Source organism: Streptomyces sp. 35G-GA-8 (genome assembly GCF_023534745.1).
In the GTDB taxonomy this organism is placed as follows: domain Bacteria; phylum Actinomycetota; class Actinomycetes; order Streptomycetales; family Streptomycetaceae; genus Streptomyces.
Genome location: NZ_JAMHJQ010000005.1, coordinates 434,714 through 449,108 on the forward strand (window position 1 = coordinate 434,714; position 14,395 = coordinate 449,108).

Sequence of the window (14,395 nt, forward strand, 5' to 3'; positions counted from 1 at the left end):
ATCACGGGCTCAGGCTGATCACGATCGCCGGCTGCCGGACCGGGCCTCCGGGAAGAGCGCTCTAGACATCGGTCTTCCCCGTCCGCTTCGCCGGCCCCTTCGGCATCGCCATCTTCAGCTCCTCGCGCAGATCGTCGATCTTCTCGTACCCCGCGTACTGGCCGGTGAGCCGGTACATCTCCCGCAGCCGGTCCCAGGTGCGGTGCGAGGAGGTCTCCCCCATCGACACCAGCGCCAGCCGCGCGTAACGGTCCGCCTGTTCGGGGTCGTCCGCGATGAAGCAGGCGGACGCCAGCGAGATGTAGTCGAAGATCTTGGAGCGCTGCCGGCCGTTGCCACGCAGCTCCAGCGCCCGCTTGGCGTGCTGCTGCGCGGTGATCGCCGCCTCGGGCTCATGGTCGGCGAGGGTACGGAAGGCCAGTGCCTCCATGCCGTGGAGATCGGCCTCGTCGAACATCTGCATCCAGCAGGGCGACGGGACGTCCTGTTCGTCCGCGACGAAGAGTTCCTCCGCCTCGCCCAGAGTGCGGCGCATGGCCTGGCCGTGGCCCATGGACGCGTGCGCCCATGCCTCGATGGTGCGCAGCATGGCGCGGGTACGGGGCAGGGCCTCCTCGCCCGAGCCCGAATCCGCGAGCTTCATCAGATCAAGTGCCTCGTCGGGCCTGCCGAGGTGGACCATCTGACGAGCGGCCCGGGACAGCGCCTCACCCGCGCGGGGCCGGTCGCCGCCCTCGCGGGCCGCGTGGGTGGCGATGACGAAGTACTTCTGGGCCGTGGGTTCGAGACCGATGTCGTGGGACATCCAGCCGGCGAGTACGGAGAGGTTGGCGGCGACGCCCCACAGGCGCCGCTGGAGATGGTCGGGGTGACGGTAGGCGAGCATGCCGCCCACCTCGTTGAGCTGGCCCACCACTGCCTTGCGCTGAAGCCCGCCGCCACGTGCGGCGTCCCAGGCGCGGAACACCTCGACGGAGCGCTCCAGGGCCTCGATCTCCTGTGACCCGATGGGGGCGGCCTCGTAACGGTCGAACCCGGCGGGTTCCGCGTTCAGGGGATCGTCGATCCGGGGAGCGTCGGACGAGAGTGCGGGGTCGGAGTGCAGCCAGTCATGCATGGCGCTGGTGAGTGCTGAGCCTGCGGTGAGCGCGGCACCCGCGCCCACCAAGCCGCGACGGTTGAGCATGAGGTCCATTCCCGTGAATTCGGTGAGGACCGCGGCCGTCCGGTCGGGCGCCCAGGGGAGGGCGTCGGGGTTGTCCGCGTTCCCGGCGTCCCGTCGTTTCCCCGCGCGCCCGCTCCGTACGAACCCGAGGTCCTCGATGGTCACGACACGACCGAGCCGCTCGGTGAACAGCGCTACCAGCACTCTCGGCACGGGATCGCGCGGGGTCTCCCCCATGTCGATCCAACGCCTGACCCGCGAGGTGTCGGTGGCCAGTTGGGGGTGGCCCATGGCCGCCGCCTGCCGGTTGACCAGCCTCGCGAGTTCGCCCTTGGACCAGCCGGCCAGGCCGAACAGATCCGACAGACGGGTGTTGGGTTCACCGCTCACGTCAAGCCCCCAGGTTCTCGGCTGAGTTGACAGTAACCGCCTGTCAGACGCGTGGCGACTATTCGCCACGGTTCGCCAGGCTTCGCCAGCTCGTATGCCAGGGGGTCGACGGTGTGAGGTAGGAACGCGCCATCCCGGCCCGGCAGCCGGACGTACTCCCCAGGGTGCTCCACGGCTGCCGGGCGGGAGGCGCGAGTAATTCGTCGGCACACGAAGGGATCTGTATCGCCCATGTACACAGCATCGTCCTCCGTGTCCGCCCCGCCCCGGTCGCAGCGTACGGTCACTCCCGGCAGCGGACCGTATCTGGACCCCACACACGCGGGGCGGCCGCGGCTCAGGGCGGGGACGGTCACCCAACCGCTCAGCGGGAGAATCGACGTGTCCGGCCCCCAGGGCGCGCAGCTGCGTATGGCGATCACGGCGGTGCACCGGGTCTGCCCGGAGTTCAACCCGGTGCAGGTGCTGCGGCGCAGCGGGCGCTCCGTTCTGCTCGTCGGAACCACCGGGCGGGCCAACGCGGTCGCCAAGTGTCTGCTGGACCACTCGCCCGTCTGGACCGAACGGTTCAGGCACGAAATAGCTGCTTATCGCTCCTTCGTCCGGCACCGGCCGCCGGTACGGGTTCCCCGGCTGATCGCCGCGGACCCGGAGAACTGCGCGCTGGTGATCGAGCGGATGCCGGGGCGGGCCGCCGCGCTGACGCGCCATCCGGTGGAGGCGCCGCCGCGCGCCGATCTGCGGGCCGCGCTCGGCGCGATCGCCAGGCTGAACACCTGGCGGCCCCCGGCCGGTCTGTTCGACAAGCCGCTCGACTACGCGTCGCGGATCGCCCGCTACCACGAACTGGGGCTGTTCACCGACCGGGACCTGGGCGATCTGCAGAAGCTGCTGCACGGTCTGGCCGGCGCCCGGCAGGGCATGGAGTTCTGTCACGGTGACGCCCTGCTCTCCAACGTCCTGCTGTCGCCTGCGGGTCCGGTGCTCGTCGACTGGGAGCACGCGGGCTGGTATCTGCCGGGCTACGATCTGGCGACGCTGTGGGCGGTGCTCGGGGACGCCCCGCTGGCCCGCCGCAAGATCAGTCAGCTCGCCCAGGCCAGTGGACCGGTGGCGCGGGACGCGTTCCTGGTCAATCTGATGCTCGTACTGACCCGGGAGATCCGGATGTACGAGACGGCGGTGCAGCGCGCGCTGCGTGAGACGCCGGCGCCCGGCACCGGTCCCTCCCCCCACCCGTCGCCGTCCGGGCAGCAGAACGGTCTGACGCCGGCCGAGGAACAGCGGCTGCTGCTGCGGCGGCTGCACGACGACTGCGCGATGGCCCGGCGGGCCGTACGCGCGGCGGTCGGGACCCGCTGATCCGGCCGTACCGTACCGAGCGAGAACGAACCGGCGCCGCGCGCCCCGTGGGACTCACGGGGCGGCGCGGCGCGTCTGTGTGACGGCCGTGCCCGGCCGCGCTTCGCCGCGCCCGGATCCTCGCGGCGGCTCCTGCCGCTCCCGGCGCCCCCGCTGCTCCATGCGGCGGATGTCTGATCATTGGTCCATTCCACTGACGCGCCGCAGGCCCGGACACCACCGCCGCGAAACTCCGTCATACGTACGCTGACGTGCGAAATCCGTTCCGTGCCCGATGATTGACGGATCGTCCGGGAGCCGATACCCCTGTAGTCCTCGTCGGCCCGGCAGGCCCCTTCACGCACCACCCGTCACTGGAGGCTGCATTGCAAGGTTCCTTCCCCCCACGACCGAGATTCCCGCGTGGTCGCGCACTGCGAGCGGGGGGTGTCGTGGCGTCCGCCGCACTGCTGCTGCCCCTGGTCTCCGCCGCTCCGTCCGCCACCGCGGAACAGCCGGGATCCGGCGCGCTGCAAAGTGAGTTCGCCGCCGCTGCCGCGCGGTACCAGGTGCCGCGGAGCGTGCTGCTCGGTGTCTCGTATCTCCAGTCCCGCTGGGACACGCACAGCGGCGCCCCCAGCGTCACCGGCGGCTACGGCCCGATGCATCTGACCGACGCCAGGACCGCGATCGCCGACGCGCCGCACCACTCGGAGGGCACGGAGGACCCGCGCGGGGACTCCTCGCGCGCGGTGCGGACCGTCACCGGGACGGCGCTGCCCACGACCTCCGAACTGCCCGCCCGGCTGCGCACCCTGGAGCGCGCCGCCGAGCTGACCGGGCTGCCCGCCGAGGAGCTGCGGCGGAACCCCGCCGCCAATGTCCGGGGTGGCGCGGCGCTGCTGGCCGCCGCGCAGCGGGAGCTGGGAGCGCCGCTGAGCAGCGATCCGGCCGACTGGTACGCAGCGGTGGCCCGGTTCTCCGGGGCGGACGACTCGGCGACCGCCACGATCTACGCCAATGATGTGTACGACGTGATCAGGAACGGCGAGCGCCGTACGACGGACAGCGGCCAGCGGGTGGCGCTGCCCGCGGCGCCCCGGATCTCCCCCGACACCTCGCGTGCGGCGCGGCTCGGTCTGCGCGCGGCCGACCCGGGGAAGGCCGAGTGTCCGAGCACCGTCGCCTGTGAGTGGATCGCGGCGCCGTACGGGGAGTTCGGCGAGGGCGACTACGGCAACCACGACAAGGCCGACCGGCCGAAGTCCCAGTCGGTCGACTACATCATCATCCATGACACAGAGGGCTCCTGGGACACCACGATCAAGCTGATCCAGGACCCGAAGTATGTGTCGTGGAACTACACGCTGCGCTCGTCCGACGGGCATATCGCCCAGCACGTGGCGACCAAGGATGTCGGCTGGCACGCCGGCAACTGGTACATCAACTCCAAGTCGGTGGGTCTGGAGCACGAGGGTTTCCTCGCCGCGCCGGACGCCTGGTACACGGAGGCGATGTACCGCTCCTCCGCGCGGCTGGTCGGCTATCTGGCGAGGAAGTACGACATCCCGCTGGACCGTCAGCACATCCTGGGCCACGACAACGTGCCCGGCACGACCACCGCGCTGATCCCCGGGATGCACACCGACCCGGGCCCCTACTGGGACTGGGCGCACTACTTCCAGCTGCTCGGCAAGCCGTTCAAGGCGACCGCCGGGTCATCCGCGTCCGTGGTCACGATCCGTCCTGACTACGCGTCCCACCAGCCGGCGTACACCGGCTGCGAGAAGGCGGGCCAGGCCTGCGCCCCGCACGGCTCGGGCGCCGTACGGCTGCACACGGCGCCGGCCGCGACCGCGCCGCTCGTGAAGGACATCGGGCTCCGGCCCGGTGGCCAGGACTCCACGATCGACGTCAATGACCTGGGTGCCCGTGCCTCGACCGGCCAGCAGTACGCGGTCGCCGGTCGCGAGCGCGACTGGACGGCGATCTGGTACCTCGGACAGAAGGCGTGGTTCCACAACCCGCGCAAGAGCCCGACCGCCGTGGGCGCCAAGGCGCCGGTGCTGACGCCGAGGGCCGGGCTCACGGAGATCCCGGTGTACGGACGGGCCTATCCGGAGGCGGATGCCTACCCGGAGGGTGTTCCGGTCCAGACGGTGTCGGCGTTCCCCTACAAGCTGCTCGCCGGGCAGCGCTATGTGATGGGCGCCGAGGCGCCGAGTGAGTACTACTTCGCGCCAACCTTCGACACCGCGGGACACCGGGTGGTGCGGGGCAAGGACACGTACTACGAGATCCAGTTCGGGCACCGGGTCGCCTATGTGAAGGCGGCGGATGTGGAGGTGCGTCCGGCGCGCTGACCAACCGGCGGGGGGATGCCGGGCGTCGCCGGCCGCGGGGGAGCCGGTGACGCCCGGCGCATGTCTGTCCTGGCAGGCGGGACGACAGCGCGGAGTCGGTGCACTCGGAGTCGGTGCGCGGGGTCCGGGGCGTGGCGTCCCGTCAGTAGCGCAGGACGGCGGCGATCCGGTCGTGGGCGGCGAGCGCGTCGTCCGGGAGGAACACGACCTCGGCGCCGCCGTCCAGAGCGGCTTCGACGAGTTCGTCGACGATGTCCTCGCGTACGTCGGGGGCCGCGACGGACTCGTAGTCGACCGGAATCAGATGGCCGTCGCTGACGCGGACCGTACGGCGGTAGTGCTCTTCGAGCGCGACCAGATCGGCCCGCTTCTCGCGTACCGACTCCCAGACCTCGTCGAGTCCGGCGGCGAAGGTGCGCCGGCCCTTGGCGTCGTCCAGCCGGGTCAGTACCTCGGCCATCCGCCGGTCCGCGTACTCCTCGACCACGGGCGCCAGTTCCCTCCGCAGGACGGGGGCCGGACCGTCCGTCAGACCACCCTTGACCAGCCGTCCGACCGCCGTGCGGGTGGCGTTGCCCGCCTCGTCCAGCAGGGCGAGCGCGGGGGCGAGGCCGACCAGGAGGAGCGGCCGGGGCCGGCGCGCGAGCACGGCGCCCATGGCCTCGTCGACGGACCGCAGGAAGCGGCGGGTCTCCTCGTCGGTGAACGTGCTCGGGGTGTCGCCGATCCGTTCCTCGCGTTCGACGTCCCAGGTCTCCTCCGGCGGCGTCATGGGAAACCCGTTCTCGCGGTGCTCGCGCAGGGATTCACCGGATCCGCTCCAGAGCGTCGCGCGGTCGGCGGCGATCGCCAGCACCCAGTACGGCCGCGACTGCGCGGTGGCGGCCACGAGGTTCCTGGTCAGATACGTGTCGGAGAGCACGACGCGCTCGGGCACCTCGCGCGGCAGATACCAGACCCGGAACTCCCCGGAGTCGGCGAGCAGCAGCAGTCCGTCGAGCAGATGACGCAGATCGACCTCGGCGACGGCCTTGTCGAGCTGTCCTTTGACGGCCGCGCGGGACCGCTTGTCCAGATCCGGTTCGGCCTCCAGCCGACGTCCCGCCTCGGCGAGGAGATTGCGCAGCCGTACCGCGTCCTGCTCGTGATGGTGCTCGCGGCGGTGGGTGGGCATCGTCAGGGACACGGCCGGATAGGGGCGCAGCGCGCGCAGTTCCCGCAGGACGTCGGGGTTCAGACCATTGCTGTCCATGCTGTCCCTTCGCTCGATGAAGGTCCGGCGGGCGGGCGGACAGGCGCCTGCCGGCCCCCCGTCGTGCCTCCCATCTTGCGCGATTCCGCCCGGTTCCGCAGGAGGGGCGGTCCACTCGGCACGAAGGGCCCCATCGGCCGTGTGGCGGATGGGGCCCGGACCGAGCGGTCGGGGACCTACGGGGTGAACTCGTAGGTTCTTCCCGCGGTCGCCCGGAAGGTGCGCTCACCGCCCGGCAGCAGGGTGCTGCGCAGGGTCAGGTCCCTCGTACGGCTCGCGCGCAGCGTGATCCGGCTCGCCCTGCCGCCGCTCCAGCTGATGTCGAGGGTGGCGCCGCCGCGCGCCCGCAGCCCCGTCACCCGGCCGTTCGGCCAGGAGGCCGGCAGGGCGGGCAGAATCTCGATCGGGCCGTGCTGGCTCTGCACCAGCATCTCGGCGACGCCCGACGTCGCGCCGAAGTTTCCGTCGATCTGGAAGGGCGGATGGGTGTCCCAGAGATTGGGCAGGGTGGAGCTCTTGAGCTGCTCCGAGAGCATCTTGTGGGCGTGGTCGCCGTCCCGCAGCCGCGCCCAGAAGTTGATCTTCCATGCCTTGCTCCAGCCGGTCCCGCCGTCGCCCCGCGCGGTCAGCGACACCTTCGCCGCCTCCGCCCATGTGCTGCCCGCGACGATCTGCCGGCCCGGGTGGAGTGCGAAGAGATGCGAGACATGGCGGTGGTCGTCGGTGCGGCTGTCGACGTCGGTCTTCCACTCCTGGAGCTGGCCCCAGGAGCCGATACGGAGCCCCGGGTCGAGGTCGCGCAGTGCGGTCTCCAGCCGGGTTCGGAAGCCGGGTGTGTCCCCCAGGGTTCTGGCGGCCTCCAGGGTGTTGGTGAACAGATCGTGCACGATCTGCTGGGACATCGCGGCGCCCGCCGTGAAGTCCCCGTGCTCCGGTGAGTAGCTGGGCGTGACGACGAGCTTGCCGTCGCGCGGGTCGGTGCGGAGATTGGCGAGCCAGAACTCCGCGGCCTCCTTCATCACCGGGTAGGCGGTGGAGCGCAGATAGTCGGTGGAGCCGTTGAACCGGTAGTGGTCGTAGAGCTGCTGGGTGAGCCAGGCCGCGGCCTCCGGGAACCAGAACGAGGTGGCCCAGTTGTGCACGCCGGTGAAGCCGAACGGGTTGGTCTCGTTCTGTACGACCCAGCCGGCCGAGCCGAAGATCTCCCGCGCGCTGACCCGGCCGGGCGCGCGCATCGCCTCGACGTAGCGGTCGTAGGGCGTGGTGGTCTCGGCGAGGTTGGTGACCTCGGCGAGCCAGTAGTTCATCTGGAGGTTGATATTGACGTGGTAGTCCGCCGACCAGGGCGGGTTGGTGACGTTGTTCCACACGCCCTGGAGGTTCGCGGGCAGGGAGCCGGCCCGCGAGGAGGCGATGAGCAGATAGCGGCCGTACTGGAAGAACAGCGCTTCGAGCGCCCGGTCGGCGGCGCTCGCGCCGCCTGTGTACTGCGCCAGCAGTTGGCTGGTGGGCAGGTCGGGGAGTTGCTGGCCGATGTCGAGCGAGACCCGGCCGAAGAGCGCGCCATGGTCGTTCATATGGTCGGTGCGCAGGGCGTCGTATGTGCGGGCGGCCGCCGCGTCGACCGCGCCGGTGACGGCGCGGTGCGGATCGGCGCCCCGGTAGCGCGGATAGGTGTCGGCGTAGTCCGTACCGGCGGCGAGGACGAACCAGGCGCTGTTGGCGCCGGTGACGGTCAGGGTGCCGTTCGCTCCCGCGCTGACCCGGCCGCCGTTGGTCCGTACCCGGATCTGGGTCTCGAACCGCATCCCGTTGTCCTGGAGCGCGCCTTTGACGGTGAGCCGGTCGCCGCTCGCCGTGGCGGTGAAGTCGGCGCGCGGCGAGGTGTAGCGCAGGGTGAAACCGATCTTTCCCGGCTGATCGGCCGAGAACCGGCCGACGATGACCTTGCCGGGGTGGGAGGCGAAGAACTCCCTGGTGTACGCGACGCCTTGGTGGGTGTAGGTGACGGCGGCGAGCGCGGACGCGAGGTCGAGGGTACGGCGGTAGGAGCCGTCGGGGGCCGAGGGGGCGTCCGGTACGGCCAGTTCCAGATCGCCCAGTACCTGGTAGGCGCCGAAGCCGTGCTTCGGCTGGCCGAGTTCGGCGACAACGGCTTCCGGGGTGAGCTTGCCCTCGGTGTCGAGGCGCTGCTGCACGGAGGCGAGCACACCGGGCCGGGGCTGGGTCCAGTTGCCGTGGTCGTATCCGGCGGCGCCGGGGCCGCCGGTCCACAGGGTCTTCTCGTTCAGGGTGAGGCGTTCGGTGGCGAGGGTGCCGAACACGCTCGCGCCGAGCGCACCACTGCCGATGGGCAGCGACTCGCGCTCCCAGTCGGCGGCGGGTGTCTGATACCTGAGTGTCAATTCATCGGAGGGGTTAACGGCGGCTGTGGCTCCGGATATCGCCGGAACACCCAGCGTCAGTGCGCCCGTTACCCCAAGCGCGGACTTGATCGTGGTTCTGCGGCTCATCCCAGGGGTCATGGCAGGCACGGTAAAAGTCCGATGACTGATATGGCAAGGGACATGACAAATTCGCTCCCGCCGGTGCGGACCCGGCCGGATACCGACCCCTGATCCCTACCGTGCGGGAGCGCCCGGCTCCCGGCTCAGCCCTGCTGGAACAGCTCCGCGGGCAGCGGCTTCAGCAGCGCGTAGAGGTCGTCCGTGATCGGCCGGTCCCAGCTGGCGATGGTCACCAGCACATCGTCGCTGCGGTCGAACTGCACGCAGGAGATCCGGCTTTCCGAGAGCTTGAGGCGACGCACGATCAGGAGGTTGTCCCCCTGCATCACCGGGATGTCCTCGGCGCCGGTCACCTCGACCGGCTCCTCGTTCTCCAACGCCAGCAGCAGCTGGGCCACCTCGAACGGAATCTGCCCGTCGGCCAGCTCGCGGGCGGGTGACCCCGCGGGCAGATTCCCGATGATCATCGCGGGCCCGCGGCCACCGAACAGGTCGTACCTGAGGAAGACACCCTGGCAGCTGCCATCGGGCGCGGGCAGCAGCCCCGCCCCCAGATTGCCGGGCCAGTCACCCGGGTCCATGGCCAGGACATCGAAGTCCGGGCCCGCGGGTGTGGCGGCGCTGCGGCGGCGGAGAAAGGACATCCCACCATGGTACGGGTTCGCGCCACTTCACCGGAGCCGGCCGCCCACGCTCTGTCAGCCGGACGCCGGGCGGAACCACGGCACGTCCGTCAGGTGAGGTCGAACTCCCCGTCGCGCGCGTTGATCACGAAGGCCCGCCACTCGGCGGGGCTGAAGATCAGCGACGGGCTCTCCGGCCGGCCGCTGTTGCGCATGGCGATGAACCCCTCGACGAAAGCGATCTGGACGTCACCCGTACCCCGGCTGCTCGACTGCCAGTCCGCGTTGCTCAGATCGAGTTCCGGCTTGTCCCAGCCCGAAAGCGGCTTATGGGTGGTGGTGCTCTCAGCCACGTCCTGCTCCTCCCGCTGCGTCGTCCCGGAGCCACCCTATCGACCGGCGCCGGTCCCGGACAGGCCGCGGTGCGAGGCCGGAACGGGGCTGGACGAGTTGGTCCGGGAATCGCCGCGTGGGCCGCGTCACGGCTCTTGACGCTCGTCGGCACTCCTGAATTACTGATCCCGGGACGATCAACCGAATGATCGGTCGATCGGACGACCGCACTGTCCGAGGGACCGGGAGAGCGCCGATGACACCTCTGCTGGACGCGGCGGAACAGCTCAGCCGCGAGGAGCTGGCCGTACTGCAACTGGAACGGCTGCGCGCCACACTGCGCCACGCCTACGCGAACGTCGGCCACTACCGGACGGCCTTCGACCGCGCGGGGCTGCGCCCCGAGGACTGCCGTACGCTCGCCGATCTGGCGCGCTTCCCGTTCACCGCCAAGACCGATCTGCGGGACAACTATCCGTTCGGGATGTTCGCCGTGGATCAGTCGGAGGTACGGCGCGTCCACGCCTCCAGCGGCACCACGGGCCGGCCGACCGTCGTCGGGTACACCCAGCGGGATCTGGACATCTGGGCCGATGTGGTGGCCCGCTCGATCCGGGCGGCCGGCGGGCGCCCCGGGCACAAGGTCCATGTGGCGTACGGCTACGGGCTCTTCACCGGCGGACTCGGCGCGCACTACGGCGCGGAGCGGCTCGGCTGCACGGTGATCCCCGCGTCCGGGGGCATGACGGCCCGCCAGGTCCAGCTGATCCAGGACTTCCGCCCCGAGATCATCATGGTGACGCCCTCGTACATGCTGACGCTGCTCGATGAGTTCGAGCGGCAGGGCGTGGACCCCCGTACGACCTCTCTCCGGGTGGGCATCTTCGGCGCCGAGCCCTGGACGGAGGAGATGCGGCGCGAGATCGAGGAGCGGTTCGCGATCGACGCCGTCGACATCTACGGGCTGTCGGAGGTGATGGGCCCGGGGGTCGCCCAGGAGTGTGTGGAGACCAAGGACGGTCTCCACATCTGGGAGGACCACTTCTATCCGGAAGTGGTCGATCCGTTCACCGGGGAGGTGCTGCCTGACGGCGCGGAGGGCGAGCTGGTCTTCACCTCGCTCACCAAGGAGGCGATGCCGGTGATCCGCTACCGGACCCGGGACCTCACCCGGCTGCTGCCGGGTACGGCGCGGGTCTTCCGCCGGATGGAGAAGATCACCGGCCGGTCCGACGACATGGTGATCCTGCGCGGGGTGAACCTCTTCCCCACCCAGATCGAGGAGATCGTGCTGCGTACGCCGGGGGTGGCCCCGCACTTCCAGCTCCGGCTGACCCGCGAGGGCCGGATGGACGCGCTGACGGTACGGGCCGAGGCCCGCGCGGACGCGACGTCCGCGCAGCGCGTGGACGCGGTGCGGGCGATCGCCTCGGCCGTCAAGGACGGGGTCGGGGTCTCGGTGGCGGTGGAGGTCGTGGATCCGGGGACCCTGGAGCGCTCGGTGGGCAAGATCAAGCGGATCGTGGACCTCAGGCCCCACTGAGCCCGGGGCCCGAACGGGTCCCGGGCAGACCCCGAGCGAGTCCCGAGCGAGTCCCGAGCGGCGCCTCAGGACTCGCTCAGGCGCTCGCGCAGCTCACGTTTGAGGATCTTCCCGCTGGCGTTGCGCGGCAGCGCCGCCATGAACACGATCCGCTTCGGGACCTTGAAGCGGGCGAGCTTCTCGCGGGCGTGGGCGAGGAGTTCGGCCTCGGTGACCTCGCCGCGCGGTACCACGACGGCGGTGACGGCCTCGATCCAGCGGTCGTCGGGCAGCCCGACGACCGCGGCCTCGGCGACGCCGGGGTGGGTGTAGAGAGCGTCCTCGACCTGCCGGGAGGCCACCAGCACCCCACCGGAGTTGATGACGTCCTTCACCCGGTCCACCACCGTGAAGTAGCCCTCGGCGTCCCGCACGGCGAGATCCCCCGAGCGGAACCAGCCGTCACGGAAGGCCTCCGCCGTCTCCTCCGGCTTGTCCCAGTACCCCGCGCAGAGCTGTGGCGACCGGTAGACGACCTCGCCGGCCGTGCCGTCTGGCACGTCCTCGCCGCTCTCGTCGACGACCCGTGCCTCGACGTGCCGTACGGGCCTGCCGCAGGAGTCCATCCGGCCCTCGTGCTCGCCGGGTCCGAGGACCGTGGCGAGGGGGCCGATCTCGCTCTGTCCGAAGCAGTTGTAGAAGGCGAGCGAGGGCAGCTGTGCGCGCAGCCGTTCCAGTACGGGCACCGGCATGATCGAGGCGCCGTAGTACGCCTTGCGCAGCGCGGTCAGATCGCGCGTGGTGAACCCGGGGTGCCGCGACAGGCCGATCCACACGGTGGGCGGCGCGAAGAGGCTGTCCGCCCGGCCCGCGCCCACGAGTTCGAGGATCGTCTCCGGGTCCGGTGCGTCCAGGATGGTGTTCTCCGCGCCGACCGCGAGATACGGCAGCAGGAAGACATGCATCTGCGCGGAGTGGTAGAGCGGCAGCGAGTGCACCGGCCGGTCGCTCTCCCGCAGATCCAGGGCCGTGATGGCGCTGGCGTACGCGTGCACCTGGGCGCGGTGCGTCATCATGGCGCCCTTGGGCAGCGCGGTGGTGCCCGAGGTGTAGAGCAGCTGGGACAACTCGCCCGGGTCGCCGGCGCGTTCATAGGGCCTCGGGGTGGCCAGCGCGGTGAGCAGTGAGCCGGCGGTGTCGCGCAGAGCACGGACCGGCACGCCCTCGGGGATCCGCTCCGCAAGGCCCGGATCCGCGAGGACGAGCGCGCTGCCCGACTGCTTCACGAGATAGCCGAGGTCCTCGCCGGTGAGGTGCTGATTGACCGGTACGTGGACCAGCCCGGCGCGCGCGCAGGCGAGATAGGCGATCAGATAGACGTCCGAGTTATGGCCGTAGGTCGCCACCCGGTCGCCGTCCGCGAGCCCGTGTCCGCGCAGCTCGGCGGCGGCGGTGGAGACGGCCGCGTCCAGCTCCGCGTAGGTCCAGGTACGGTCCGCGTACCGTACGGCCACGCGGCCGGGCACCCGCGCCGCGGTACGGCGCACCACGCCGTCGACGGTGCTGTCGAGCAGTTCCCGCAGGGGGTCGTCGGACTCCGGCGCGGTGTGGTCCTCGGTGTTCATGGCGCGATCCTCCGGGCGGTCGCGCGGCGGGTCAATCCCCCGGAGGGGCCGTCCGGGTCACGGGCCTTCCGGGTCACGGGCCTTCCGGGTCACGGGCTGATGGCGAGGAAGACGAACGCGGCGAAGATCCCCAGATGCACCCCGCCCTGGAGCAGGGTGGCCCGGCCCGGCGCGATGGTCAGGGCGCCCACCACCACCGTCAGCGCGAGCAGCACCATATGGACGGCACCCAGCCCCAGCACCAGCGGCCCGCTCAGCCAGATCGAGGCGAGCGCGATGGCCGGGATCGTCAGACCGATGCTCGCTATGGCGGAGCCGAGCGCCAAGTTGAGGCTCGTCTGCACCCGCTCGCGGCGGGCCGCGCGCACGGCGGCGAGGGTCTCGGGCAGCAGCACCAACAGAGCGATGATCACACCGACCACAGCCTGCGGCAGCCCGGCCGACTCCACCCCCGACTCGATGGTCGAGGACACCGCCTTCGCGTCCCCGACCACCGCGATCAGCGCCACGACCAGCATCACCAGGCTCAGGACGGCGGCCCGGCGGGTGGGCAGCGGGGCGTGCGAGTCCTCCTCGCGCACGTCCCCTTCCTGGGTGACAGGGAGGAAGTAGTCGCGGTGGCGCACGGTCTGTACGGCGACGAAGAGCCCGTACAGCACGAGTGAGGCGACCGCGGCGAAGCCCAGCTGCGCGGACGAGAACTCCGGGCCCGGCTTGCTGGTGGTGAACGTCGGGATCACGAGCGTGAGCGTGGCCAGGGTGGCGACGGTGGTCAGCGCGGTCCCCGTGCCCTCGGCGTTGAACACGGCGACCCGGCTGCGCACCGCCCCGACCAGCAGGCAGAGGCCGAGAATGCCATTGCAGGTGATCATGACGGCGGCGAAGACCGTGTCCCGGGCGAGCGAGGCGGTCTTGTCGCCGCCGTCGATCATCAGCGTGACAATGAGCGCCACTTCGATGACCGTGACCGCGACGGCGAGGACGAGTGAGCCGAACGGCTCCCCCACCCGGTGGGCGACGACCTCGGCGTGGTGCACGGCCGCGAGCACGGCGCCCGCGAGACAGAGGGCGACGAGCGCGACCGCGAAGCCCGGCAGGCTGCGCCCCCAGCTGAGGATCAGCGCGACCACCGCGAGCAGTGGCACCACTACGGTCCACTGGGACACCAGTGACCTGATGCCGGCGCTCGTCCTCATGCGCCACACGCTGCCAGAGGTACTGGTGGTACGCGCGGTGGCGGCGCCGTACGGCAATCCCGTCCCGTCACACGTGAT

At 70.9% G+C, this 14,395-nt stretch carries 10 protein-coding genes; 3 read left to right on the forward strand and 7 right to left on the reverse strand.

Annotated features, from left to right (window positions below; translation table 11 throughout):
- Positions 1-61 precede the first annotated feature (61 nt).
- On the reverse strand, positions 62-1,555 hold the full coding sequence (locus tag M1203_RS13485) for a hypothetical protein (protein WP_249949872.1): 1,494 nt from the start codon (positions 1,553-1,555) through the stop codon (positions 62-64).
- 231 nt (positions 1,556-1,786) lie between these two features.
- Here M1203_RS13485 and M1203_RS13490 point away from each other — a divergent pair, with 231 nt between their 5' ends.
- The gene (locus M1203_RS13490; protein ID WP_249949873.1) at positions 1,787-2,917 is read left to right on the forward strand and encodes an aminoglycoside phosphotransferase family protein; all 1,131 of its coding nucleotides are present in this window, start codon (positions 1,787-1,789) and stop codon (positions 2,915-2,917) included.
- A gap of 365 nt (positions 2,918-3,282) precedes the next feature.
- Positions 3,283-5,259, forward strand: coding sequence for an N-acetylmuramoyl-L-alanine amidase (locus tag M1203_RS13495; protein WP_374402868.1), 1,977 nt, complete (start codon positions 3,283-3,285; stop codon positions 5,257-5,259).
- 142 nt (positions 5,260-5,401) lie between these two features.
- Here the strand turns inward: M1203_RS13495 and M1203_RS13500 are convergent, their stop codons facing one another.
- The 4 genes from M1203_RS13500 to M1203_RS13515 all read right to left on the reverse strand — a co-directional run bounded on the left by M1203_RS13500 (position 5,402) and on the right by M1203_RS13515 (position 9,994).
- Entirely contained in the window at positions 5,402-6,511 is a 1,110-nt protein-coding gene (locus M1203_RS13500) for a chemotaxis protein (protein ID WP_249949875.1), read from the reverse strand.
- Between the two features lie 176 nt (positions 6,512-6,687).
- Positions 6,688-9,006 carry a glycoside hydrolase N-terminal domain-containing protein gene (locus tag M1203_RS13505; protein WP_374402932.1) on the reverse strand — a complete coding sequence of 773 codons (2,319 nt, stop codon included), beginning with the start codon at positions 9,004-9,006 and terminating at the stop codon, positions 6,688-6,690.
- A gap of 155 nt (positions 9,007-9,161) precedes the next feature.
- Positions 9,162-9,662, reverse strand: a complete 501-nt coding sequence (locus M1203_RS13510; protein ID WP_030353882.1) for a hypothetical protein — start codon at positions 9,660-9,662, stop codon at positions 9,162-9,164.
- Positions 9,663-9,751: 89 nt separating this feature from the next.
- Positions 9,752-9,994 carry a DUF397 domain-containing protein gene (locus tag M1203_RS13515; protein WP_129767557.1) on the reverse strand — a complete coding sequence of 81 codons (243 nt, stop codon included), beginning with the start codon at positions 9,992-9,994 and terminating at the stop codon, positions 9,752-9,754.
- Between the two features lie 236 nt (positions 9,995-10,230).
- Here M1203_RS13515 and paaK point away from each other — a divergent pair, with 236 nt between their 5' ends.
- A complete protein-coding gene (paaK, locus tag M1203_RS13520) occupies positions 10,231-11,517 on the forward strand; it encodes a phenylacetate--CoA ligase PaaK (RefSeq protein ID WP_249949877.1) in 1,287 nt (428 codons plus the stop codon).
- A 65-nt stretch (positions 11,518-11,582) separates the two neighbouring features.
- On the opposite strand, the gene M1203_RS13525 is transcribed toward paaK, so the two are convergent.
- Together M1203_RS13525 and M1203_RS13530 are read right to left on the reverse strand one after the other, a co-directional pair.
- Positions 11,583-13,121, reverse strand: coding sequence for a fatty acyl-CoA synthetase (locus tag M1203_RS13525; protein ID WP_249949878.1), 1,539 nt, complete (start codon positions 13,119-13,121; stop codon positions 11,583-11,585).
- Between the two features lie 89 nt (positions 13,122-13,210).
- Positions 13,211-14,317 (reverse strand): calcium:proton antiporter, encoded by a 1,107-nt coding sequence (locus M1203_RS13530; RefSeq protein ID WP_249949879.1) that lies wholly within the window; start codon positions 14,315-14,317, stop codon positions 13,211-13,213.
- Positions 14,318-14,395 lie beyond the last annotated feature (78 nt).